Annotated in this window: 26 protein-coding genes, 3 pseudogenes and 1 other annotated feature; of the genes and pseudogenes, 12 read left to right on the top strand and 17 right to left on the bottom strand. The window is 50.2% G+C overall.

Features of this window, described 5'->3' with window-relative positions; genetic code table 11:
• Positions 1–76: 76 nt before the first annotated feature.
• Positions 77–559, bottom strand: a complete 483-nt coding sequence (gene smpB, locus C1P89_RS00265) for an SsrA-binding protein SmpB (protein ID WP_000162574.1) — start codon at positions 557–559, stop codon at positions 77–79.
• A gap of 171 nt (positions 560–730) precedes the next feature.
• On the opposite strand from smpB, the gene ratA reads away from it, so the two are divergent.
• The 3 genes from ratA (at position 731) to C1P89_RS00250 (ending at position 2,888) form a co-directional block, all read left to right on the top strand.
• Positions 731–1,168: a type II toxin-antitoxin system toxin RatA gene (gene ratA / locus C1P89_RS00260; RefSeq protein WP_001341638.1), complete on the top strand. Its 438-nt coding sequence runs from the start codon at positions 731–733 to the stop codon at positions 1,166–1,168.
• Entirely contained in the window at positions 1,158–1,448 is a 291-nt protein-coding gene (locus C1P89_RS00255) for an RnfH family protein (protein WP_000900741.1), read from the top strand. The genes ratA and C1P89_RS00255 overlap by 11 nt, the downstream gene beginning before the upstream one ends.
• 93 nt (positions 1,449–1,541) lie before the next feature.
• Positions 1,542–2,888, top strand: coding sequence for an IS4-like element IS4 family transposase (locus C1P89_RS00250; protein WP_000483769.1), 1,347 nt, complete (start codon positions 1,542–1,544; stop codon positions 2,886–2,888).
• 58 nt (positions 2,889–2,946) lie between these two features.
• On the opposite strand, the gene bamE is transcribed toward C1P89_RS00250, so the two are convergent.
• From bamE to nadK, 3 genes are all read right to left on the bottom strand, one after another.
• Positions 2,947–3,288, bottom strand: a complete 342-nt coding sequence (gene bamE, locus C1P89_RS00245; protein WP_001203437.1) for an outer membrane protein assembly factor BamE — start codon at positions 3,286–3,288, stop codon at positions 2,947–2,949.
• A 148-nt stretch (positions 3,289–3,436) separates the two neighbouring features.
• Positions 3,437–5,098: a DNA repair protein RecN gene (gene recN / locus C1P89_RS00240; protein WP_000880910.1), complete on the bottom strand. Its 1,662-nt coding sequence runs from the start codon at positions 5,096–5,098 to the stop codon at positions 3,437–3,439.
• A gap of 85 nt (positions 5,099–5,183) precedes the next feature.
• Positions 5,184–6,062: an NAD(+) kinase gene (nadK, locus tag C1P89_RS00235; RefSeq protein ID WP_001059169.1), complete on the bottom strand. Its 879-nt coding sequence runs from the start codon at positions 6,060–6,062 to the stop codon at positions 5,184–5,186.
• Positions 6,063–6,184: 122 nt separating this feature from the next.
• Here nadK and grpE point away from each other — a divergent pair, with 122 nt between their 5' ends.
• The gene (gene grpE, locus C1P89_RS00230) at positions 6,185–6,778 is read left to right on the top strand and encodes a nucleotide exchange factor GrpE (protein ID WP_001296310.1); all 594 of its coding nucleotides are present in this window, start codon (positions 6,185–6,187) and stop codon (positions 6,776–6,778) included.
• 54 nt (positions 6,779–6,832) lie between these two features.
• On the opposite strand, the gene C1P89_RS00225 is transcribed toward grpE, so the two are convergent.
• Positions 6,833–8,119, bottom strand: coding sequence for an HlyC/CorC family transporter (locus tag C1P89_RS00225; protein ID WP_010723175.1), 1,287 nt, complete (start codon positions 8,117–8,119; stop codon positions 6,833–6,835).
• A 20-nt stretch (positions 8,120–8,139) separates the two neighbouring features.
• Positions 8,140–8,931 (bottom strand): cytochrome C assembly family protein, encoded by a 792-nt coding sequence (locus tag C1P89_RS00220; RefSeq protein WP_001338897.1) that lies wholly within the window; start codon positions 8,929–8,931, stop codon positions 8,140–8,142.
• A gap of 166 nt (positions 8,932–9,097) precedes the next feature.
• On the opposite strand from C1P89_RS00220, the gene ffh reads away from it, so the two are divergent.
• From ffh to rplS, 5 genes are all read left to right on the top strand, one after another.
• Positions 9,098–10,459: a signal recognition particle protein gene (ffh, locus tag C1P89_RS00215; RefSeq protein ID WP_000460035.1), complete on the top strand. Its 1,362-nt coding sequence runs from the start codon at positions 9,098–9,100 to the stop codon at positions 10,457–10,459.
• Positions 10,460–10,707: 248 nt separating this feature from the next.
• The gene (gene rpsP, locus C1P89_RS00210; protein WP_000256450.1) at positions 10,708–10,956 is read left to right on the top strand and encodes a 30S ribosomal protein S16; all 249 of its coding nucleotides are present in this window, start codon (positions 10,708–10,710) and stop codon (positions 10,954–10,956) included.
• 18 nt (positions 10,957–10,974) lie between these two features.
• On the top strand, positions 10,975–11,523 hold the full coding sequence (gene rimM, locus C1P89_RS00205) for a ribosome maturation factor RimM (protein WP_000043335.1): 549 nt from the start codon (positions 10,975–10,977) through the stop codon (positions 11,521–11,523).
• A 30-nt stretch (positions 11,524–11,553) separates the two neighbouring features.
• Positions 11,554–12,321: a tRNA (guanosine(37)-N1)-methyltransferase TrmD gene (gene trmD, locus C1P89_RS00200; RefSeq protein WP_000264777.1), complete on the top strand. Its 768-nt coding sequence runs from the start codon at positions 11,554–11,556 to the stop codon at positions 12,319–12,321.
• Between the two features lie 41 nt (positions 12,322–12,362).
• Entirely contained in the window at positions 12,363–12,710 is a 348-nt protein-coding gene (rplS, locus tag C1P89_RS00195; protein ID WP_000065253.1) for a 50S ribosomal protein L19, read from the top strand.
• 76 nt (positions 12,711–12,786) lie between these two features.
• Here the strand turns inward: rplS and C1P89_RS00190 are convergent, their stop codons facing one another.
• The 5 genes and pseudogenes from C1P89_RS00190 to C1P89_RS00170 all read right to left on the bottom strand — a co-directional run.
• The gene (locus C1P89_RS00190; protein WP_000589825.1) at positions 12,787–13,269 is read right to left on the bottom strand and encodes an OmpA family protein; all 483 of its coding nucleotides are present in this window, start codon (positions 13,267–13,269) and stop codon (positions 12,787–12,789) included.
• Between the two features lie 15 nt (positions 13,270–13,284).
• Positions 13,285–14,337, bottom strand: a pseudogene (gene dgcN / locus C1P89_RS00185) (diguanylate cyclase DgcN/YfiN); the annotation flags it as partial.
• Positions 14,338–14,395: 58 nt separating this feature from the next.
• A complete protein-coding gene (istB, locus tag C1P89_RS00180) occupies positions 14,396–15,193 on the bottom strand; it encodes an IS21-like element IS21 family helper ATPase IstB (protein ID WP_000544828.1) in 798 nt (265 codons plus the stop codon).
• Positions 15,193–16,365 (bottom strand): IS21-like element IS21 family transposase, encoded by a 1,173-nt coding sequence (gene istA, locus C1P89_RS00175; protein ID WP_000952382.1) that lies wholly within the window; start codon positions 16,363–16,365, stop codon positions 15,193–15,195. Before istA ends, istB begins: the two co-directional genes overlap by 1 nt.
• 100 nt (positions 16,366–16,465) lie before the next feature.
• Positions 16,466–16,630 (bottom strand): annotated as a pseudogene (locus C1P89_RS00170) (hypothetical protein); the annotation flags it as partial.
• 15 nt (positions 16,631–16,645) lie between these two features.
• Here C1P89_RS00170 and C1P89_RS00165 point away from each other — a divergent pair.
• A protein-coding gene (locus tag C1P89_RS00165) for an IS3-like element IS600 family transposase (protein WP_085948186.1) occupies positions 16,646–17,802 on the top strand; the annotation gives its coding sequence in 2 pieces (ribosomal slippage) (positions 16,646–16,895 and positions 16,895–17,802; 1,158 coding nt in all).
• 41 nt (positions 17,803–17,843) lie between these two features.
• On the opposite strand, the pseudogene C1P89_RS25680 reads toward C1P89_RS00165, so the two are convergent.
• The 3 genes and pseudogenes from C1P89_RS25680 to C1P89_RS00155 all read right to left on the bottom strand — a co-directional run.
• Positions 17,844–17,912 (bottom strand): annotated as a pseudogene (locus C1P89_RS25680) (hypothetical protein); the annotation flags it as partial.
• Positions 17,902–18,420, bottom strand: coding sequence for a regulatory sequestration protein YfiR (yfiR, locus tag C1P89_RS00160; RefSeq protein WP_001212391.1), 519 nt, complete (start codon positions 18,418–18,420; stop codon positions 17,902–17,904). The gene yfiR and the pseudogene C1P89_RS25680, both read right to left, overlap by 11 nt.
• Positions 18,421–18,569: 149 nt before the next feature.
• The gene (locus C1P89_RS00155) at positions 18,570–18,935 is read right to left on the bottom strand and encodes a DUF2799 domain-containing protein (RefSeq protein WP_001370532.1); all 366 of its coding nucleotides are present in this window, start codon (positions 18,933–18,935) and stop codon (positions 18,570–18,572) included.
• A 208-nt stretch (positions 18,936–19,143) separates the two neighbouring features.
• On the opposite strand from C1P89_RS00155, the gene aroF reads away from it, so the two are divergent.
• The gene (aroF, locus tag C1P89_RS00150; protein WP_001168045.1) at positions 19,144–20,214 is read left to right on the top strand and encodes a 3-deoxy-7-phosphoheptulonate synthase AroF; all 1,071 of its coding nucleotides are present in this window, start codon (positions 19,144–19,146) and stop codon (positions 20,212–20,214) included.
• A 10-nt stretch (positions 20,215–20,224) separates the two neighbouring features.
• On the top strand, positions 20,225–21,346 hold the full coding sequence (tyrA, locus tag C1P89_RS00145; RefSeq protein ID WP_000225221.1) for a bifunctional chorismate mutase/prephenate dehydrogenase: 1,122 nt from the start codon (positions 20,225–20,227) through the stop codon (positions 21,344–21,346).
• A 42-nt stretch (positions 21,347–21,388) separates the two neighbouring features.
• Here tyrA and pheA read toward each other — a convergent pair whose 3' ends face one another.
• The 3 genes from pheA to raiA all read right to left on the bottom strand — a co-directional run bounded on the left by pheA (position 21,389) and on the right by raiA (position 23,141).
• The gene (pheA, locus tag C1P89_RS00140; protein WP_000200114.1) at positions 21,389–22,549 is read right to left on the bottom strand and encodes a bifunctional chorismate mutase/prephenate dehydratase; all 1,161 of its coding nucleotides are present in this window, start codon (positions 22,547–22,549) and stop codon (positions 21,389–21,391) included.
• Positions 22,550–22,571: 22 nt separating this feature from the next.
• Positions 22,572–22,697 (bottom strand) — a sequence feature (Phe leader region).
• The gene (pheL, locus tag C1P89_RS00135; protein ID WP_001386991.1) at positions 22,649–22,696 is read right to left on the bottom strand and encodes a pheA operon leader peptide PheL; all 48 of its coding nucleotides are present in this window, start codon (positions 22,694–22,696) and stop codon (positions 22,649–22,651) included. Its footprint overlaps the feature before it by 48 nt.
• A gap of 102 nt (positions 22,698–22,799) precedes the next feature.
• Positions 22,800–23,141, bottom strand: a complete 342-nt coding sequence (raiA, locus tag C1P89_RS00130) for a ribosome-associated translation inhibitor RaiA (RefSeq protein ID WP_000178456.1) — start codon at positions 23,139–23,141, stop codon at positions 22,800–22,802.
• Positions 23,142–23,388: the final 247 nt, after the last annotated feature.

Genomic DNA, 23,388 nt, shown 5'->3' with positions numbered 1-23,388 from the left:
TAGCCAATAAGATGTTCATTCGCGCCGCCGGAGAGGGAGGCGCGGTGAGGAACTGGTCAATAATTGGAGTGCAGGTTTAACGGTGGGCGTTTTTCATGATACGTGCTTTATCCACCTGCCATTCGCGTTCTTTGATATCTGAACGTTTATCGTGCTGTTTTTTACCTTTGGCGACGCCGATTTTCACTTTGCACCAGGCATTTTTCCAGTACAGGGAGAGCGCCACTACGGTATAGCCTTCTCGATTGACGCGACCGTACAATGAGTCCAGTTCGCGCTGGTTGAGAAGTAACTTGCGGGTACGGGTAGGATCGCACACCACATGCGTGGAGGCCACGGCCATTGGCGTGATGTTAGCGCCAAACAGAAATGCCTCTCCGTCACGCAGAAGGACGTAGCTGTCGCTGATATTGGCTTTTCCTGCGCGCAGGGATTTAACTTCCCAGCCTTGCAGGGCAAGTCCCGCTTCGAACTCTTCTTCGATAAAGTATTCGTGACGGGCGCGCTTGTTAAGCGCGATGGTCGCTGAACCAGGTTTATGTGCTTTTTTCTTCGTCATAAGCGTCGTGAATCATCGGTAATCTGAAATCGAAAACACCCCATATCAATCCTGCGGGGGACAAGGCTCTATCTTAGCATGAACCCGATGTTACCCAGCGCCGGGATAGCGTTTTTTTTTACAGCAGGATAAATGATATTATTTGTTGGATTTTTGTTGATGGAAATAGTTATGCCTCAGATTAGCCGGACCGCACTGGTACCCTACAGCGCGGAGCAAATGTATCAGTTAGTGAATGACGTTCAGTCTTATCCTCAGTTTTTGCCGGGTTGTACCGGAAGTCGGATTCTGGAGTCCACTCCTGGGCAGATGACTGCGGCGGTAGATGTCTCTAAGGCTGGGATCAGCAAAACGTTTACTACCCGCAACCAGTTGACCAGTAACCAAAGTATTCTTATGAATCTGGTGGATGGGCCGTTCAAGAAATTGATTGGTGGATGGAAGTTTACGCCGCTGAGCCAGGAGGCGTGTCGTATCGAGTTTCATCTCGACTTTGAGTTTACCAATAAGTTGATTGAACTCGCCTTTGGTCGCGTGTTTAAAGAGCTGGCGTCTAATATGGTCCAGGCTTTTACGGTTCGTGCGAAAGAGGTTTACAGTGCTAGGTAAAATTGCCGTTGAGGTGGCTTATGCGCTACCTGAGAAGCAGTACCTGCAGCGCGTGACGCTGCAGGAGGGCGCGACGGTTGAAGAAGCTATTCGCGCCAGTGGCTTGCTGGAATTGCGTACCGATATCGATTTAACTAAAAACAAAGTCGGCATTTACAGCCGTCCGGCAAAACTAAGCGATAGTGTGCATGATGGCGATCGGGTGGAGATTTATCGCCCTCTCATTGCCGATCCGAAAGAGCTTCGCAGGCAACGAGCAGAAAAATCAGCGAATAAATAACAGACAGAAAAAAGGTGCTCATTGAGCTAATGCCGATCAGTTAAGGATCAGTTGACCGATCCAGTGGCTGTGTAAGAATCCGGAAACGCTCACTTGTTTCCGGATTTTTTTATGCACATTGGACAGGCTCTTGATCTGGTATCCCGTTACGATTCTCTGCGTAACCCACTGACTTCTCTGGGGGATTACCTCGACCCCGAACTCATCTCTCGTTGCCTTGCCGAATCAGGTACTGTAACGCTACGCAAGCGCCGTCTTCCCCTCGAAATGATGGTCTGGTGTATTGTTGGCATGGCGCTTGAGCGTAAAGAACCTCTTCACCAGATTGTGAATCGCCTGGACATCATGCTGCCGGGCAATCGCCCCTTCGTTGCCCCCAGTGCCGTTATTCAGGCCCGCCAGCGCCTGGGAAGTGAGGCTGTCCGCCGCGTGTTCACGAAAACAGCGCAGCTCTGGCATAACGCCACGCCGCATCCGCACTGGTGCGGCCTGACCCTGCTGGCCATCGATGGTGTGTTCTGGCGCACACCGGATACACCAGAGAACGATGCAGCCTTCCCCCGCCAGACACATGCCGGGAACCCGGCGCTCTACCCGCAGGTCAAAATGGTCTGCCAGATGGAACTGACCAGCCATCTGCTGACGGCTGCAGCCTTCGGCACGATGAAGAACAGCGAAAATGAGCTTGCTGAGCAACTTATAGAACAAACCGGCGATAACACTCTGACGTTAATGGATAAAGGTTATTACTCACTGGGACTGTTAAATGCCTGGAGCCTGGCGGGAGAACACCGCCACTGGATGATACCTCTCAGAAAGGGAGCGCAATATGAAGAGCTCAGAAAACTGGGTAAAGGCGATCATCTGGTGAAGCTGAAAACCAGCCCGCAGGCACGAAAAAAGTGGCCGGGACTGGGAAATGAAGTGACAGCCCGCCTGCTGACCGTGACGCGCAAAGGAAAAGTCTGCCATCTGCTGACGTCGATGACGGACGCCATGCGCTTCCCCGGAGGAGAAATGGCGGATCTGTACAGTCATCGCTGGGAAATCGAACTGGGATACAGGGAGATAAAACAGACGATGCAACTGAGCAGGCTGACGCTGAGAAGTAAAAAGCCGGAGCTTGTGGAGCAAGAGCTGTGGGGTGTCTTACTGGCTTATAATCTGGTGAGATATCAGATGATTAAAATGGCGGAACATCTGAAAGGTTACTGGCCGAATCAACTGAGTTTCTCAGAATCATGCGGAATGGTGATGAGAATGCTGATGACATTGCAGGGCGCTTCACCGGGACGTATACCGGAGCTGATGCGCGATCTTGCAAGTATGGGACAACTTGTGAAATTACCGACGAGAAGGGAAAGGGCCTTCCCGAGAGTGGTAAAGGAGAGGCCCTGGAAATACCCCACAGCCCCGAAAAAGAGCCAGTCAGTTGCTTAACTGACTGGCATTAGCTCATTGAGCACCTTTTTTAACGTCTTTGAGAGCAACTTTATTATTAGTTACCACTCAGCGCAGGTTTGTTATCAATATTGGTCAACACACCGCTACTGTTAAAGGTCAGCGTCAGCGTTTGCTGCGTTACACCTTCATGACCTGGTTGCTGGCGGAAGACATAGAACCAGGTATTCGTACCAAATGGATCGGACATCAGCGGTGTACCCAATGCGTACGCAACTTGTTGTTGCGTCATGCCAACACGTATTTTGGATACGTCGTTAGCGGTCAGATAGTTCCCCTGGTTGATGTCAGGACGGTAAACCACTCGCTCCAGAGTGGAACAGCCTGCGGTCAACATCAATAGTACTGCTGCTGCAGCAGTCAGCGTTTTACAGCGCATAGTGATTTGATTCCTTTTCGGGCCCGAGCAGTACGTGGCTCATCTGTAATATGCCGATGATAATAGACCTTTCATCACTTTAAAACCTTTTGCTTTCCGGTCTTACGGCGTTTTGCTGTTTACTCTAACCGTGAAGCAGGAAAAAAGTTTACGCTGCAAGCAGTTCTTTCGCATTCGCTAGTGTATTACGTGTGACTTCACTGCCACCAAGCAGGCGCGCCAGCTCTTGTAACCGCGCTTTTTTATTCAGGGATTGCATATGCGTTTCTGTCATCGCACCATCGGTTTCTTTGCTGACAAAATAGTGTTGATGACCACATCCCGCGACTTGTGGCAGGTGGGTAACACACATCACCTGAGTTGATTCGCCGAGTTGACGCAGCAGTTTGCCGACAACTGCCGCTGTTGGACCGCTAATCCCTACATCCACTTCATCAAAAATCAGTGCCGGGGTTTCCATTTTACGCGCCGTGATGACCTGGATTGCCAGTGCGATGCGGGACAATTCACCACCGGATGCGACTTTGGCAATAGGCTGCATTGGCTGACCTGGGTTGGTGGTTACCCGAAACTCAATACGATCGGCACCGTCAGCGCCCAGGTGATGCTCGTCAAATTTAACATCGATCGTAAACTGCCCATGCGGCATTGAGAGCGCATGCATACTGTCGGTGATCAGCTGTGCAAGTTCTTCTGCATATTGCTGGCGTTGTTGGTGTAATGCGCGCGCGATTTCCAGTGCCTGCTGATGATGTTTCGTTACCGCCAGCGCAAGCGTTTCTTGTGAGTCGGCCTGATCGTCCAGTTGCTGCTGTTCTTCCAGTAGCGACTGGTAATACTGTGGCAATGCCTCAGGGCTGACGTGATGTTTACGTGCCAGCGAAATCTGTTTTGAGATGCGCTGTTCAAGTTCAAATAGTCGGTTGGGATCGAGATCCAGACGATCGCAGTAGTGGCGCAGTTCATCGCTGGCTTCAGCAATCTGGATGGTAGCTTCTTCCAGCATATCAAGTACGCCGGACAGTTTGCTGTCCATGCCAATCAATTCGCTCACCAGTTGTTTAGCCGTGTAAAGCTGACTTTGCAGGTTTGCGTCTTCACCGTCGGCCATTAATGCCAATGCATTCTGGCTGGTGGTCAGCAATTGACCGCTGTTCGCCAGACGTTTGTACTCTTCGTCGATTTGTTCAAACTCTCCGGGCTGCGGATTAAATTCGTTAAGTTCTTTTAATTGGTATTGCAGCAGTTCCGCACGGGCGGCGCGTTCCTGACTTAACTGTTGATGATGCGCGAGGTCACGGCAGCTTTGATGCCACAACTGATAACGTGCGGTCATTTCCTGCAGTAGAGAGGTTTCATTGGCATAGCCATCAAGCAGGAATTTTTGGTGCTCAGGTTTGGTGAGTAATTGATGAGCGTGCTGACCATGGATCTGAATCAGCAACTGACCCAGTTCGCGCAGTTGTGACAGAGGAACAGCTGTACCGTTGATGAAACCACGGGAGCGACCATCGCTGCTGATCACGCGACGAAGCAAACATTCATGCCCGTCTTCAAGCTGGTTTTCTTCCAGCCAGCGCAGAGCCGCTGGCGTATCTTTCAGAGAAAAACGGGCGCACAGGTCAGCGCGAGCAGCGCCGGTACGCACCATGTCGGCTTCAGCGCGACCACCGAGACAAAGACCGAGGGCATCTATTGCAATAGATTTACCCGCGCCGGTCTCGCCAGTTATTACGGTCATGCCGCTATGAAAATCAATCTCAAGCTCACGAACGATAGCAAAGTTGCTGATGGTCAGTTGTGCCAACATAGTCGTTTTCCTGTATGAAAAACCATTACTGTTATTGTGTACAGTATAAACTGGTTTTATATACAGTAAAGAGGCTGGCGTAAAATTAGAATAATTTTTTTGACCAGCCGAGCTTGGTGCTTAATGTGTTGAAATAACTGTAATCTTTCGGATGAATCAGATTCAGATGGTAATCACAGCGACGAATCAGGACATCTTCACCTTCCTGAATCGGCAGTGCTATCTGGCTGTCGCAACTGATTTCCAGGTCGTTACGGCGATGCGAAAAACGCAGACGGATCGTGCTGCTGCTGTTTATGACCAGTGGTCGTGCTGACAACGTATGCGGGAACATGGGCACCAGGGTAATCGCATCCAGAGAGGGGGTCAGAATAGGACCGCCTGCAGAGAGGGAATAGGCGGTGGAGCCTGTTGGCGTCGAAATAATTAGTCCATCAGATCGCTGAGAAAACGCAAAGATCTCGTCGATATACACTTCGAACTCAATCATATGCGCCACTTTGCCTGGATGAAGCACCACTTCATTTATCGCGGTGCTGATGCGTTTCTGGCAATCTTGCTGACAGACTTGCGCTTCCAGCAAAAAACGTTTCTCGCTGATGTAGTGGCCTTCCAGCACATCGGCTAACTGTTGCTGGGCGTTATCGGGGTCAAGGTCAGTCAGGAAACCCAGGTTGCCACGGTTGATTCCAATAACTTTAATATCGTAACGGGCGAGTGTGCGTGCCGCGCCCAGCATATTACCGTCGCCACCAACGACTACCGCGAGATCAGCTAGTTGCCCAATCTCCGCGAGCGTGCCAGTTTTCACATTCTTCAGTTGCAGTTCGTGAGCGATTTGTTGCTCAACGATGACCTCGTAACCTTTTGTGCACAGCCAGCGGTAGAGCATTTCATGTGTTGTCAGTGCAGTGGGGTGCCGTGGGTGTCCCACAATGCCAATACACTTGAAATGATTATTCATTTTTCCGAGGTCCTTGTTGCGAAGATTGATGACAATGTGAGTGCTTCCCTTGAAACCCTGAAACTGATCCCCATAATAAGCGAAGTTAGCGAGATGAATGCGAAAAAAACGCGGAGAAATTCATGAGTAGTAAAGAACAGAAAACGCCTGAGGGGCAAGCCCCGGAAGAAATTATCATGGATCAGCACGAAGAGATTGAGGCAGTTGAGCCAGAAGCTTCTGCTGAGCAGGTGGATCCGCGCGATGAAAAAATTGCGAATCTCGAAGCTCAGCTGGCTGAAGCCCAGACCCGTGAACGTGACGGCATTTTGCGTGTAAAAGCCGAAATGGAAAACCTGCGTCGACGTACTGAACTGGATATTGAAAAAGCCCACAAATTCGCGCTGGAGAAATTCATCAACGAATTGCTGCCGGTGATTGATAGCCTGGATCGTGCGCTGGAAGTGGCTGATAAAGCTAACCCGGATATGTCTGCGATGGTTGAAGGCATTGAGCTGACGCTGAAGTCGATGCTGGATGTTGTGCGTAAGTTTGGTGTTGAAGTGATCGCCGAAACTAACGTGCCGCTGGACCCGAATGTGCATCAGGCTATCGCAATGGTGGAATCTGATGACGTTGCGCCAGGTAACGTACTGGGCATTATGCAGAAGGGTTATACGCTGAATGGTCGTACGATTCGTGCGGCGATGGTAACTGTAGCGAAAGCAAAAGCGTAATTTCTGTTTTCGTAATAATTCACGGCCCTGCATGCGAATGCAGGGCCGTTTTCGTTACTCCGCCACACTCTCGCGCAGCGGTTTCACAGGAAAAACTTTTACCTGCTTAATCATATTGTCCTGTACGTCGAGAATATCTATATCGTACTCGCCAATACGCACGCGGGTGCCTGCGACAGGGATCTCTTCCAGTGCCTCAAGAATGACGCCATTAACCGTGCGGGCATCATCTTCCGGTAGATGCCAATTAAAGGCTTTGTTGATTTCCCGCACGTTGGCGGTGCCATCGATAATCACCGAACCGTCGTTTTGCGGCGTGACCTCTTCGGCAAGTGTTGGCGACATCGACGTAGTGAAATCGCCGACAATCTCTTCCAGAATATCTTCAACCGTCACCAGCCCCTGAATGTCTCCATACTCGTTGACGACCAGGCCGACTTTCTTTTTGTTGCGCTGAAACTTTACCAACTGCGTGCTGAGCGGCGTACCTTCCGGCACAAAATAGATCTCGTCCGCGGCGCGCAGCATGGTTTCTTTGGTGAACTCTTTTTTCTCCGACATCAACCGCCAGGCTTCACGTACTCGCAGCATACTGATGGCGTCGTCCAGCGAATCACGGTAGAGCACGATGCGCCCGTGAGGTGAGTGGGAGAGTTGGCGCAGAATCGATTTCCAGTCATCGTTGATATCAATACCGATAATTTCACTGCGCGGCACCATGATGTCATCAACGGTCATTTTTTCCAGATCGAGCACCGACAGCAGCATATCCTGATTGCGACGGGAAATTTGTGAGCGTGATTCGTGCACGATAGTGCGCAACTCTTCTTTGCTCAAAGAGCCGCTAACCACGATATCGGTTTTGATACCCATCATGCGCATCAGCATACGGGTGATAGCATTCAGCAACCAGACCAGCGGCATCATCAAAATTTGCAGCGGAGCCAGCAGAAAACTACTCGGATAAGCGACTTTTTCCGGGTACAGCGCGGCAATGGTTTTCGGCAATACCTCAGCAAATACCAGTACGACAAAAGTCAGCACACCAGTCGCAATTGCCACGCCCGCATCGCCGTACAAACGCATCCCAACAATAGTGCCGAGCGCGGAGGCAAGAATATTGACCAGGTTATTGCCGATTAACACCAGGCTTATCAGGCGGTCTGGCTTACGCAGCAATTTTTCGACGCGTTTGGCCGAGCGATTACCCTGTTTCGCCATATGTCGCAGACGATAGCGGTTGAGGGTCATCATTCCGGTTTCGGACCCGGAAAAATAGGCTGAAATGACCACCATGATGATCAGAATAATGATCAACGTAGTAGTAGAAATGTGTTCCAGGGGAAACTCCTTTTCTGGGTTTAGCTGATTAACTGCTGGACAATTCGGCTGCCGAAGTAGGCCAGTGTCAGAATTACCGCGCCCGCAACGTTAAACCAGACGACGCGGCGTCCACGCCATCCTTCATGGTAATGTCCCCACAGCAGCACAATATAGACAAACCACGCCACGATAGAGAGCACAGCCTTGTCGATATTTTCCATGCTAAATAGGTTGTGCATGTAGAACAGGCCAGTGCAAAGCGTGAGCGTTAGCAGCACCACGCCAATCTGCGTGATGTGGAACATTTTACGCTCGATACTCATCAATGGCGGCATTTCCTGGTTAAATGCCAGCTTCTTGTTCTTCAGTTGGTAATCAATCCACGCCAGTTGCAGCGCGTACAGGGCGGCGATAATTAGCGTGGCATAGGAAAAGAGCGATAAGCCAATGTGCACCAGCATCCCAGGCGTTGCTTCCAGATGGGTGATGTATTCATTGGGCATGAAGGTCGCCAGCGCCAGGTTGATAAGCGCAAAGGCATAGACAATGGGTAGCAGCAACCAGCCACGATTGCGAGAAGCCACAATGGTCATTACCGTACAGATCATCAAACTGACCAATGAACCAACGTTCAGCAGGCTGAGGTTTTGTCCGCTATCACCGTCGGGCAGGATGCGGGCTTCCAGAGCGATTGCGTGGCAGACCAGCGCAATGACCGCAGAAATAATAGCCATGCGCCGCCAGCCGCCGTTTTTTTGCAGCAGACCGGGAACAATCAGCGCAAGACTGACGGAGTAGGCGACAAGCGCGAGCAGAGCAAAAACGGGCATAGTGATGTCGACAGTTTGAGCAATAAGAAAGAGAAGCAGTATAGCGTCAGGTGAACGCTGCTCCAACCGTTGCATAACAACAAAGACGCCTTCATGTTATACTGCGGCAAAATACTGATGATGTGTCGCGATTGCGGCCAACCGTTTCCACCCCAGGCGAGAGACAATGTTTGATAATTTAACCGATCGTTTGTCGCGCACGCTGCGCAATATCAGTGGCCGTGGACGCCTCACTGAAGACAACGTAAAAGATACGCTGCGCGAAGTGCGCATGGCGCTGCTGGAGGCGGATGTCGCTCTGCCGGTAGTGCGTGAGTTTATCAATCGCGTAAAAGAGAAAGCGGTTGGTCATGAAGTTAATAAGAGCCTGACGCCGGGGCAGGAGTTCGTCAAAATCGTCCGTAACGAACTGGTTGCGGCGATGGGCGAAGAGAACCAGACCCTGAACCTGGCGGCGCAACCGCCTGCGGTCGTGCTGATGGCGGGCCTGCAAGGTGCCGGTAAAACAACCAGCGTTGGTAAACTCGGTAAGTTCCTGCGCGAGAAGCACAAGAAGAAAGTGCTGGTGGTTTCTGCCGACGTTTATCGCCCGGCGGCAATCAAACAGCTTGAGACGCTGGCAGAGCAGGTGGGCGTTGATTTCTTCCCTTCTGATGTTGGTCAGAAGCCGGTAGATATCGTTAACGCGGCGCTGAAAGAAGCCAAACTGAAATTCTACGACGTGCTGCTGGTGGATACCGCTGGTCGTCTGCACGTTGACGAAGCGATGATGGACGAGATCAAACAAGTCCATGCGTCGATTAACCCGGTTGAAACCCTGTTTGTGGTTGACGCCATGACCGGTCAGGATGCGGCCAATACGGCAAAAGCATTCAATGAAGCGTTACCGCTTACCGGCGTAGTGTTGACCAAAGTGGACGGCGATGCCCGCGGCGGTGCGGCGCTCTCTATTCGTCACATCACTGGCAAACCGATCAAGTTTCTCGGTGTTGGCGAGAAAACTGAGGCGCTGGAGCCGTTCCATCCGGACCGCATCGCGTCGCGTATTCTCGGCATGGGCGACGTACTGTCGCTGATCGAAGATATCGAAAGCAAAGTTGACCGCGCGCAGGCAGAGAAATTAGCCAGCAAGCTGAAAAAAGGCGACGGCTTCGATCTCAACGATTTTCTTGAGCAGCTGCGCCAGATGAAAAATATGGGCGGCATGGCTAGCCTGATGGGCAAGCTGCCGGGCATGGGGCAGATCCCGGATAATGTTAAGTCGCAGATGGACGATAAAGTGCTGGTGCGTATGGAAGCCATCATCAACTCGATGACGATGAAAGAGCGCGCTAAGCCAGAAATTATCAAAGGTTCGCGTAAGCGTCGTATCGCTGCCGGTTGCGGTATGCAGGTGCAGGACGTTAACCGCCTTCTGAAGCAGTTCGACGACATGCAGCGCATGATGAAGAAAATGAAGAAGGGCGGAATGGCGAAGATGATGAGAAGCATGAAGGGTATGATGCCCCCAGGCTTCCCTGGTCGCTAATCGGCCTGGCTTGTTTGCCATTTTGGCACCGGGATGTGCTCGTCATCCTCACGTACTGCGTGTACGCTCCGGTGACTGCGCGCACTCCGGCACCAAACTGGCTGCACCGCCGACGGCCTTTTACAGCAGAGTTAGCAACTGTTGATTGCAATTCCCGCAAAAATGAGTAAAATTTTCGGGCTTTTAATATGACACCGGACTCCGTTCCTCGATGGGGTCCGGTTGTTTTATTCACACAAGAGGATGTTATGGTAACTATTCGTTTAGCACGTCACGGCGCTAAAAAGCGTCCGTTCTACCAGGTTGTTGTCGCTGACAGCCGTAATGCACGCAACGGTCGCTTCATCGAGCGCGTTGGTTTCTTCAACCCAATCGCTAGCGAAAAAGAAGAAGGCACTCGCCTGGATCTGGATCGCATCGCTCACTGGGTTGGCCAGGGCGCAACTATTTCTGATCGCGTTGCTGCGCTGATCAAAGAAGTAAACAAAGCAGCTTAATCTGTCACGGTGGTCATGATGAGCAAACAACTCACCGCGCAAGCACCTGTTGATCCCATCGTTTTGGGAAAAATGGGTTCGTCTTACGGTATTCGTGGGTGGCTCAGAGTGTTTTCTTCCACCGAAGACGCCGAAAGCATTTTTGACTATCAGCCCTGGTTTATCCAGAAGGCGGGTCAGTGGCAGCAAGTCCAGCTGGAAAGCTGGAAGCACCACAATCAGGACATGATCATCAAGCTGAAAGGCGTTGACGATCGTGATGCGGCGAACCTGCTGACGAATTGTGAAATTGTCGTGGATTCATCGCAGCTGCCTCAGCTTGAAGAGGGGGACTACTACTGGAAAGACCTGATGGGCTGCCAGGTAGTAACCACTGAAGGCTACGATCTCGGTAAAGTCGTCGATATGATGGAAACCGGATCTAATGACGTTCTCGTCATTAAGGCAAACCTGAAAGATGCGTTTGGTATCAAGGAACGTCTCGTACCGTTCCTCGATGGGCAGGTTATCAAGAAAGTCGATCTCACTACTCGTTCAATCGAAGTAGATTGGGATCCTGGTTTTTAAACCACCGGATAAACGGTAAAAGACGGCGCTATGTGGATTGGCATAATTAGCCTGTTTCCTGAAATGTTCCGCGCAATTACCGATTACGGGGTAACTGGCCGGGCAGTTAAAAATGGCCTGCTGAGCATCCAGAGTTGGAGTCCTCGCGACTTCACGCATGACCGGCACCGTACCGTGGACGATCGTCCTTACGGCGGCGGACCGGGGATGTTAATGATGGTGCAACCCTTGCGGGACGCCATTCATGCAGCAAAAGCCGCGGCGGGTGAAGGCGCAAAGGTGATTTATCTGTCACCACAGGGACGCAAGCTTGATCAAGCGGGCGTCAGCGAACTGGCAACGAATCAAAAATTGATTCTGGTGTGCGGTCGCTACGAAGGTATAGATGAGCGCGTGATCCAAACCGAAATTGACGAAGAATGGTCAATCGGCGATTACGTTCTCAGTGGTGGTGAGTTACCAGCAATGACGCTGATTGACTCCGTTTCCCGGTTTATTCCGGGAGTACTGGGACATGAAGCCTCGGCAACGGAAGATTCCTTTGCTGAAGGATTGCTGGATTGCCCGCACTATACGCGGCCTGAGGTGTTAGAAGGGATGGAAGTTCCGCCAGTGTTACTGTCGGGCAACCATGCCGAGATACGTCGCTGGCGTTTGAAACAGTCGCTGGGCCGTACCTGGCTTAGAAGACCTGAACTTCTGGAAAACCTGGCTCTGACTGAAGAGCAAGCAAGGTTGCTGGCGGAGTTCAAAACGGAACACGCACAACAGCAACATAAACATGATGGGATGGCGTAAGCCCCCGAGATATCAGTTTACCCAGGATAAGAGATTAAATTATGAGCAATATTATTAAGCAACTTGAACAAGAGCAGATGAAGCAGGACGTACCTTCCTTCCGTCCGGGTGATACCGTGGAAGTGAAAGTATGGGTTGTTGAAGGTTCCAAAAAACGTCTGCAGGCATTCGAGGGCGTGGTTATCGCTATTCGTAACCGCGGTCTGCACTCTGCATTCACTGTTCGTAAAATTTCCAACGGCGAAGGCGTTGAGCGTGTCTTCCAGACTCACTCTCCGGTAGTTGACAGCATTTCTGTCAAACGTCGTGGTGCTGTTCGTAAAGCTAAACTGTACTACCTGCGTGAGCGTACTGGTAAGGCTGCTCGTATCAAAGAGCGTCTTAACTAAGATTTCGCTTAAGCGACATCCTGTTAAGAAGGGCTGGCCAATTGGCTGGCCCTTTTTTTGTCTGTTTGCTCGTGTTTTAAGGGGTTGTAATCACCACTGCGACGCGGCGGTTCTCGGCGCGGCCCTGGGCGGTCTTGTTACTGGCTATGGGATATTTTTTTCCTAAACCCTGTGTGGTGAGATTGCTGCGTGGAATTTGTCCACCAATAGCCCATGCATCGGCCACGACATTCGCCCGTTTCAATGATAAGCCTTCGTTGTAACTGTCTTCACCATAGTTATCGGTGTGTCCATCCATACGGGCATGTGTTAGCCCTGTCGAGGCCAATTTGGCTGCCATGGTTTGGATCTGTTGCTGGCTTTCCGGGAGCAATTTGTAGTCATTTTTTGCGAACAGAATGGCATCTGATAAGCCCAGCGACCAGTCGCCGGCGGATTCAGTAAATCCATAAGATTGCATAGCGGCGACTTGCTCAGGAGTAAACTTTCCCTGAGGGGACTGGCAGCCAGTCAGTATTAGTGAGGTGAAAATCAGGGGTGCTACCAGGTGCTTTATCATATCGATATATCCTTGTTATCTCACCAGCTTTTCGGCACGCTGGTGTTTGGCCTGATACATATTGTGATCGGCAAGCTCTTGTAATTTTTCCGCAGAGGCGTGCTCAATGGTCATCGCGTAACCAATGCTTAATGTCATGGTGGTCTGATGGCCATTATGAAGATCAAACGGGAGATTAAAGATTTGTGTCAGTGCTGAGCATATCTGCTGCACTTCAGATTCTGACTGTACATCATAGAGCACCATAGCGAATTCATCGCCGCCCAGGCGGTATGCTTTATGTCGCAGCCCGCCAACTTCAGCTAACCGTTTTGCGATTTCAATCAAGACTCTATCGCCCGTCGCATGACCCCAGGTATCATTGATGTATTTGAAATTATCGCCATCAAGAAATAGTAACGCCGACGTTTTTCGGGCATCGGAATTGTTCATCAACGTGTTGATGCCGCTACGAAACGCTGCGCGGTTAGCCAGCCCGGTTAATGGGTCATGTAGCGCGGTACGTAGAAGCTGCGCATTTTTAGCCTGTAAACGAAGCTGCCACTCTTCCATTTCATCCAGCAGACTGTTGAAGTCGAGAGCGAAGCGGTGAAACTCAGCGATACGTTCTTCCGAAACTCGTCGGGAAAAATTGCGGTTGGAACGCACATCATGTACGACATCGGTGATATTTTTCAGTGCTTCCACCAGGCCATTGTGCAAATGGCGGGTGAGGGTAATTGCGATGCCTGATGCCAGCAGAATACAACCGGTCAGTACGGCGAGCGAAAACCAGATAAAATGGCTGATTGAACTGTCGCGAGCGGTTAAGCGTACTTCGCCAATGGTTTCACCATTGTGACGAATCGGCTGAATGATGGGGGCGGGGAAGAGCCAGTGGCTTATGAAATTGCTGAAAGTATCGCCTGGATCCTTACGGGTGTAATGCCAGGACGCCAGAATATTTTGCTGCTTATCACGTACTTCTGCAGTTGAAAATTGCCCTTGCTGGCCCAGCGCTGCCAGTGTTTCAGTTGCTGCAGGGCCATCGGCAAAAACGACAGCTGCTTCCAGACTGTAAGTCATTGTGTCAACGCCACGATGTTTGACCGTTATTTGCCATTTTCATGCCCGCTAAATACTTTCGTTACTGATGCTGTCCGCTTTCCACCATTTCATCATCACTGATTGGCGTTGTGTTTTTGGTCAGCACTCCAGCTTTACGTTTCTCTTTTAACCGGTAACTCTCTCCTTTGATATTCAGCGTGGTTGAGTGATGTAGCAGCCGATCCAGGATCGCTGTTGCCAGTACGTGATCTCCGAACATTTCTCCCCAGTCTGCGAACCCTTTGTTTGACGTCAGTATGATGCTCGCTTTTTCATATCGACGGTTCAGTAGCCGGAAGAACAGACTGGCTTCCTCTCTGTTCATCGGCAGATAGCCTATTTCATCCAGGATCAACACCCGGGCATAACTCAGTTGCTGTAGCTGACGCTCCAGCCGGTTTTCCTGTTTCGCTTTCATCAGTGTCGCGATCAGTCTGTCCAGTGGCATAAACAGTACCCGATGTCCCGCATCCACCGCTTTCACGCCAAGAGCTATGGCCAGATGAGTTTTTCCGACACCAGGAGGGCCCAGCAGGATCACGTTTTCGCTGCGCTCCACGAACGCCAGACCAGCCAGTTCCCGGACAACCTTACGGTCGATGCCCGGCTGGAAGGTAAAGTCGAACTGCTCCAGCGTTTTGACCCACGGCAGACGAGCCTGCTTCAGCCTGGACTCCATACCGCGCTGATGCCTGCCGTTCCATTCCTGCTGTAGCGCCATGCACAGGAACTCCCGGTAGTTCAGCTCTTTTTTAGCTGCCTGTTCCAGCAGGCTTTCAACGTGATAACTCAGATGCTCCATTTTCAGGCGACTCAGCAGGACTTCCAGTTCATGCATCACAACAGCTCCTCATAGGCACTCAGTGGTCGATGTTCCACCTGACTGACCTGCTGCCAGAGCGGGGCGTGATGCTCCGGCACTGTCTGCCAGCCAGACGATGCTGAACAGAGGCGATGTGAGGCCACCAGTTTCTCATTACTGTAGATCCGCAACTCGTCATCCAGCGATATTCGTATCGATACCGGCTGACCACACAGCGCTTCGGGAACGCTGTAACGATTACCACCAACCTCGATATAGCTGTCCCAGGACACATGGCGGATATCGAAGTAACTGGTATCGAAGTCTGTATCCGGTAACGGCTGCAGATGTTCCTGCTCCAGCGCGAAGCGCTGTTCCGGCGTTTCTTTGAACTGGCGAAGCTCCCGTTTGTCAGCCACATCGGCTATCCATTGCTCCAGTTGTTGATTGACATGAGTGAAGCTGTCGAACCTGCGGTACCGGACGAAGAAGTTCTCCTTGAGGTATTTCACCATCCGCTCAACCTTACCTTTTGTTCTGGCCCTGCGTGGACGGCATGCCCGTGGCAGGAAGTTATAGTGGTCAGCCAGCAACAGGAATCCGGAGTTGAACACGACTTTCCCGTTGTTATTCTTCAGCACCGCAGCCTTCTGGTTATCAACCAGCACCGTTTTCACACAACCACCGAAGTAGCGGAAGGCGCGAACCAGTGATTCGTAGGTATGCTCAGCATCCTGTTTTGGTGCGGCGAAGACATGGAAGCTGCGGGAGAACCCCAGCGTATTAACCGCAAAGTTAACTTTGCACCGTTGCCCGGCAACCTCCACCTCAACTTCGCCCCAGTCATGCTGGAGCTGGTATCCAGGCTGAGTTTCGAAGCGAACTGTTCTTTTTGACGGACGCATTTTACGTTTGGGCTGGATGTAGTAACGCAGCATGGAACGTCCGCCCGTATAACCCATTGCCTTAATCTCCGCGAAGATAACCTCGCTATTCCAGACATTCTCTGCCAGGCGCATGTCGATGTAATCCATAAACGGTTTCAGCTTAACCATTTTGTGGCGGGTCTTTCTGGCTGGCGGTTCAGGGTATTTGAGGTAGCGTCTGACCGTCCGTTCAGAGCAACCAATCTGAGTCGCAATATCGACGATGTACGCGCCCTGCTGGCGCATTTGCTTTATCATGTAAAAGTCCTCTCTGCTCAGCATGTTGATGTCCTTTCTGGTGTGAGAACCTTAAGGAAACAACATGTTGGGTGGAGCGGACAATCCAAATGGCGAATTACCGTCTTATATCACTGGCGCTGACAATTGTTGCTGCTGTCAGTGCCAGGTTTTTTTGCGCGTACTGTTTCAGGGTCAGCACCGAGGTCACGGAAAGCAGCAACCAGATCAGCATCATAGTGATAAATATGCTGGTCATACTGAGGTAGCCTGAGTTTAACGGACACTCCTTCCTGAAATAGAATGGCATCAGAAGGAGCTAATAATGAGCAGAAAAACCCAACGTTACTCTAAAGAGTTCAAAGCCGAAGCTGTCAGAACGGTTCTTGAAAATCAACTTTCGATCAGTGAAGGCGCTTCCCGATTATCTCTTCCTGAAGGCACTTTAGGACAATGGGTTACCGCCGCCAGAAAAGGGCTCGGTACTCCTGGTTCCCGCACGGTGGCTGAACTGGAATCTGAAATTCTGCAACTGCGTAAGGCGTTAAATGAAGCTCGCCTTGAGCGAGATATATTAAAAAAAGCAACAGCGTATTTTGCACAGGAGTCGCTGAAAAATACGCGTTAATCGAACAATGGCGACAACAATTTCCCATTGAAGCGATGTGTCAGGTATTTGGTGTATCCAGGAGCGGTTATTACAACTGGGTACAGCATGAACCCTCAGACAGAAAACAAAGTGATGAGCGGCTAAAACTGGAGATTAAGGTGGCACATATCCGCACTCGCGAAACATATGGAACCCGGCGGCTCCAGACGGAGCTGGCAGAGAATGGCATCATCGTTGGTCGTGACCGACTGGCACGTCTTCGTAAGGAGCTAAGGCTACGCTGTAAGCAGAAACGCAAGTTCAGAGCGACTACGAACTCGAACCACAATCTGCCAGTTGCGCCAAATCTGCTGAACCAGACGTTCGCTCCTACAGCACCAAATCAGGTCTGGGTGGCGGACCTGACGTATGTTGCCACACAGGAGGGATGGTTGTACCTCGCTGGCATCAAAGATGTTTATACGTGCGAAATTGTCGGCTACGCCATGGGAGAGCGCATGACAAAAGAGCTGACAGGTAAAGCCCTGTTTATGGCGCTCAGGAGCCAGCGCCCACCTGCCGGGCTAATCCACCACTCTGATCGAGGTTCACAGTACTGCGCATACGATTACCGGGTCATACAGGAGCAGTTTGGTCTGAAAACATCAATGTCGCGTAAAGGTAACTGTTACGACAACGCTCCGATGGAAAGCTTCTGGGGAACGCTGAAAAATGAGAGCCTGAGCCACTATCGTTTTAATAACCGGGATGAAGCCATCTCAGTAATACGGGAATACATTGAGATTTTCTACAATCGTCAGCGTCGTCACTCTCGTCTGGGGAATATCTCCCCGGCAGCCTTCAGGGAAAAATATCATCAGATGGCTGCTTAAAAAAAGAACAAATGGTAGTGTCCGCTATTGCCAGTACACCTCATACTGATGTTGCGTAATGCTCTTTTAAACGTGGGGCGCTTATTAAGAGAATTATCGTTATCCATCATTTTTCTTCCGTGCGAGCATTAAGACATCCGGGTTGACCTTTACACCGCTACGCGATAAGGCATCCAGGTTTACGGCAAATCTGACGTCATTATTGTGGATGATCAGACAAAAGGCGCTACCAATAATGCACTCGGTATTTTGTTCGGCAATTAATAATAACGCCTTTGACGGATATTGTTCGGTTAATTCCATCTGGAATGTCGGTGACTCGTTGCCAAAATAAAAACCATTGCAGCCTGAAATCATCGCCTCTTGTTGAGTGTGAATGATGACAGGCAGATAAGGCAAAGATGTCGCGGCATTCTCTTGTAGGGCGGTACTAAAACGTGAAGATGAAAAGATACATAACTTTGGTGGCCCTGATAGCGCAGGCCAGCGGGTGTAACTGACAATACCGGAAACCATCATACGCACGTTTTTCGCAACGTCAGAAGGCTCCTGAGCGAGTATTGGTGCTCCCGTCAGCAGGAGAATCAGAAGTAAGAACAGTCGGTGAGAAAAACGCATTCAGGGATCCCCACCATCTTCGCTCGAAATGCATCGATATTTTTTCAGAATGCTCATTAAAATATCATTTTTTCATGCGATCGTCATCAATGTGAGAAATAAAACACAATGAGTAAAATCTTATGTTTAATTTATTTGTGGGGTTTTAATTAATTTAATCGTATTGTGCTGGCATTTTCATCAGCCCCTTTTTGCCATACTTCATGCAGTTGGCTGGCACTTTCAACATTGTTACAGCTGGCAGGAAAGCTTTTACCGGAAAGTCCCCGGGCATAAGTAAAATCGGTCTGGCAAGTTTTCTTTTGTCCTTCGGCATATCCTTTAAGGTATAGACCGCGATCCGCCTGTGAATCGCTAAATGCATCGTCATCTTTTATGGCGCTGCCCGATATCGCATCTTCCATACCGACATCATACCAGTCGGTGCTGGTCAAGGTTGGCGCGTGAGTATAAGGATCAATCTGACATCCGCTAACCAGTAAAGCCAATAAGGGGGCGATAAACTTTTTCATCATTTCTTTCTCCTTTTTCAAAGCATAGCGGATTGTTTTTAAAGGAGGTGTAAATTTATTTGTACGAAATAAGCATCAAAAGCGCGAGCAAATTGTTCGTGTAAAGAAAAATGTACGAAATATGGATTGAAAACTTTACTTTATGTGTTATCGTTACGTCATCCTCGCTGAGGATCAACTATCGCAAACGAGCATAAACAGGATCGCCATCATGCAAAAAGACGCGCTGAATAACGTACATATTACCGACGAACAGGTTTTAATGACTCCGGAACAACTGAAGGCCGCTTTTCCATTGAGCCTGCAACAAGAAGCCCAGATTGCTGACTCGCGTAAAACCATTTCAGATATTATCGCCGGGCGCGATCCTCGTCTGCTGGTAGTTTGTGGTCCTTGTTCCATTCATGATCCGGAAACTGCTCTGGAATATGCTCGTCGATTTAAAGCCCTTGCCGCAGAGGTCAGCGATAGCCTCTATCTGGTAATGCGCGTCTATTTTGAAAAACCCCGTACCACTGTCGGCTGGAAAGGGTTAATTAACGATCCCCATATGGATGGCTCTTTTGATGTAGAAGCCGGGCTGCAGATCGCGCGTAAATTGCTGCTTGAGCTGGTGAATATGGGACTGCCACTGGCGACGGAAGCGTTAGATCCGAATAGCCCGCAATACCTGGGCGATCTGTTTAGCTGGTCAGCAATTGGTGCTCGTACAACGGAATCGCAAACTCACCGTGAAATGGCCTCCGGGCTTTCCATGCCGGTTGGTTTTAAAAACGGCACCGACGGCAGTCTGGCAACAGCAATTAACGCTATGCGCGCCGCCGCCCAGCCGCACCGTTTTGTTGGCATTAACCAGGCAGGGCAGGTTGCGTTGCTACAAACTCAGGGGAATCCGGACGGGCATGTCATCCTGCGCGGTGGTAAAGCGCCGAACTATAGCCCTGCGGATGTTGCGCAATGTGAAAAAGAGATGGAACAGGCGGGACTGCGCCCGTCTCTGATGGTAGATTGCAGCCACGGTAATTCCAATAAAGATTATCGCCGTCAGCCTGCGGTGGCAGAATCCGTGGTTGCTCAAATCAAAGATGGCAATCGCTCAATTATTGGTCTGATGATCGAAAGTAATATCCACGAGGGCAATCAGTCTTCTGAGCAACCGCGCAGTGAAATGAAATACGGTGTATCCGTAACCGATGCCTGCATTAGCTGGGAAATGACCGATGCCTTGCTGCGTGAAATTCATCAGGATCTGAACGGGCAGCTGACGGCTCGCGTGGCTTAAGAGGTTTATTATGGTTGCTGAATTGACCGCATTACGCGATCAAATTGATGAAGTCGATAAAGCGCTGCTGAATTTATTAGCGAAGCGTCTGGAACTGGTTGCTGAAGTGGGCGAGGTGAAAAGCCGCTTTGGACTGCCTATTTATGTTCCGGAGCGCGAGGCATCTATGTTGGCCTCGCGTCGTGCAGAGGCGGAAGCTCTGGGTGTACCGCCAGATCTGATTGAGGATGTTTTGCGTCGGGTGATGCGTGAATCTTACTCCAGTGAAAACGACAAAGGATTTAAAACACTTTGTCCGTCACTGCGTCCGGTGGTTATCGTCGGCGGTGGCGGTCAGATGGGACGCCTGTTCGAGAAGATGCTGACACTCTCGGGTTATCAGGTGCGGATTCTGGAGCAACATGACTGGGATCGAGCGGCTGATATTGTTGCCGATGCCGGAATGGTGATTGTTAGTGTGCCAATCCACGTTACTGAGCAAGTTATCGGCAAATTACCGCCTTTACCGAAAGATTGTATTCTGGTTGATCTGGCATCAGTGAAAAATGGACCATTACAGGCCATGCTGGCGGCGCACGATGGCCCGGTACTGGGGTTACACCCGATGTTCGGCCCGGACAGCGGTAGCCTGGCAAAGCAAGTTGTGGTCTGGTGTGATGGACGTAAGCCGGAAGCATACCAATGGTTTCTGGAGCAAATTCAGGTCTGGGGCGCTCGGCTGCATCGTATTAGCGCTGTCGAGCACGATCAGAATATGGCGTTTATTCAGGCTCTGCGCCACTTTGCTACTTTTGCTTATGGGCTGCATCTGGCAGAAGAAAATGTTCAGCTTGAGCAACTTCTGGCGCTCTCTTCGCCGATTTACCGCCTTGAGCTGGCGATGGTCGGGCGACTGTTTGCTCAGGATCCGCAGCTTTATGCCGACATTATTATGTCGTCAGAGCGTAATCTGGCGTTAATCAAACGTTACTATAAGCGTTTCGGCGAGGCGATTGAGTTGCTGGAGCAGGGCGATAAGCAGGCGTTTATTGACAGTTTCCGCAAGGTGGAGCACTGGTTCGGCGATTACGCACAGCGTTTTCAGAGTGAAAGCCGCGTGTTATTGCGTCAGGCGAATGACAACCGCCAGTAATAATCCAGTGCCGGATGATTCACATCATCCGGCACCTTTTCATCAGGTTGGATCAACAGGCACTACGTTCTCACTTGGGTAACAGCCCAATACCTTCATTGAACGGGTAATTTCCCCTAACTCTTTCAATGCTTTTTGCATTTCCGCTGATTCAAGATTGGCCTGAATATCCAGATAAAACATCTCTTCCCATGGATTACCGTGAATCGGGCGTGATTCCAGACGGGTCATAATCAGATTGTGGTTGCGCAGCACCAGCAACGCTTCAACCAGCGCACCGGCTTGTTGCCCGGTCGCCATTAACAACGTCGTTTTCGCCGGAACCTGGTCAGACATGTTAATGGCTTTACGTGCCAACACCACAAATCGGGTGAAGTTTTGTTGCTGATTCGCTTCAATACGCTCCAGTACCTGCAAACCGTACAAAGTGCCGCCAGCTTCGCTTCCCAACGCAGCAACATGCGGTGATTTTGCCTGTGCAACCTTTTCCATTGCCGCAGACGTACTTTCGGTATATTCAATCTTCCAGTGAGGATAACGATTAAGGAATTTGCTGCATTGCTGGAATGGCTGCGGATGGCTGTAGACCGTATTAATGGTGGATAAATCAGTCGTGCCGGAGACCAACAAACAATGGTCGATAGTTAACGTCATCTCGCCAACAATCGACAAGCTGGTATGTTGCAGCAGATCGTAAACGTCGTTTATGGCACCGGAGCTGGTATTTTCAATCGGTACGACGGCATAGTCGGCCTGGCCGGTTTCCACCTGATTAAAAATATCGGCAAATTTGGCGCAGCCACTTTCAATGAATTGCTCAAAGTGACGGGCAGCATACTGGCGCGCCGCAAGATGGGAATAAGAACCTTTGGGGCCGAGAAAAGCGATGCGTGCTGAGTGCGGATTAATTTTATTGAGATGTTGCTGGAGCAAAGCCTGCTGAGTTAATACGGAATCTTCAATGATGAGCTGGAACAGGCGAGTAATGTAATGGGCGTCCAGATGGTGCGCTTTACCGAGCGTAATTAATCTTTCCAGTAAATCGCGTTCACGATCAATATCTCGTACCGGGCGATGCGAGAGCAGTTTGGCTTTTCCCACCTCGACGGCCAGTTCGCGCCGCTCTGCCAGTAATGCTAATAATTTTTCATCCAGCGCGCTGATTTTCTCTCGCAGCGCCAGTAATGGATTTTCCGATGTCATAGTGTTGCCTTTTTTGTTATCAATAAAAAAGGCCCCCCGGTTTGGGAGGCCTTATTGTTCGTCTTCGCATTCTGTTTCACACGACGAAACGCCTCCCATTCAGGGGAAGGTAAAAAAGAATGCGAAGAAAAACGGTGTGTGTTTCATGTTTGTTTCCTTAAGTGACTTTAGTACAGTACCCGTACTGTTTTCACGCTGTCAACAAAAAACGCGCCCGAAGGCGCGTTGGCGATCCACTCAATATAAAGGACTACTCTTCTTCAACTTCTTCGACGAAGTTGGCGTCTTTCACCGATGTTGCGGCACGACGTGCTTCACCTTTGTGCTGCAGTTTATTGAGCTGCCGTTCCAGCTTGTTGATCAATTCGTTAATTGCAGTGTACATATCTTCATGTTTACCACTGGCAACCAGAACGCCGTTAGGTGTATTGATTGTGGCGTCAGCAACAAACCCTTGTGGCTCTTTGGACAGAATGATATGTGGATTAATCAGATGTGTTTGCCATTTTTCCAGTTTGGCGAGACGGTCTGCGACATGTTGGCGGATGGCCGGAGTAATTTCCATTTGTTTGCTGGTAATGTTCATTGTCATAAATTTTACCTCTTGTCTTCCCGTCTTGGTGAATTCAGCATACCGTTCCTGATGTCAAAATGTGTGATGGGAATCTCATAATTTTGTCACTTTTTGTCAACGAATCTTTTTTGTGAGAAATCGCAGGAAGAGGTGTTTTTTTACTTGAGGAATATCTCAAAGCGAGCCATATTTGATGAGATCGATAGTGACTAAATCGCTTCAGTTTCACAACTAACAGAATAAAAAAACGGCAGCTCAAGGGCTG

The sequence above is a fragment of the Shigella sonnei genome (genome assembly GCF_002950395.1).
In the GTDB taxonomy this organism is placed as follows: Bacteria; Pseudomonadota; Gammaproteobacteria; order Enterobacterales; family Enterobacteriaceae; genus ECMA0423.
The sequence above is the reverse complement of the archived record's forward strand: the minus strand, read 5'-3'. Positions and strand labels throughout refer to the sequence as shown.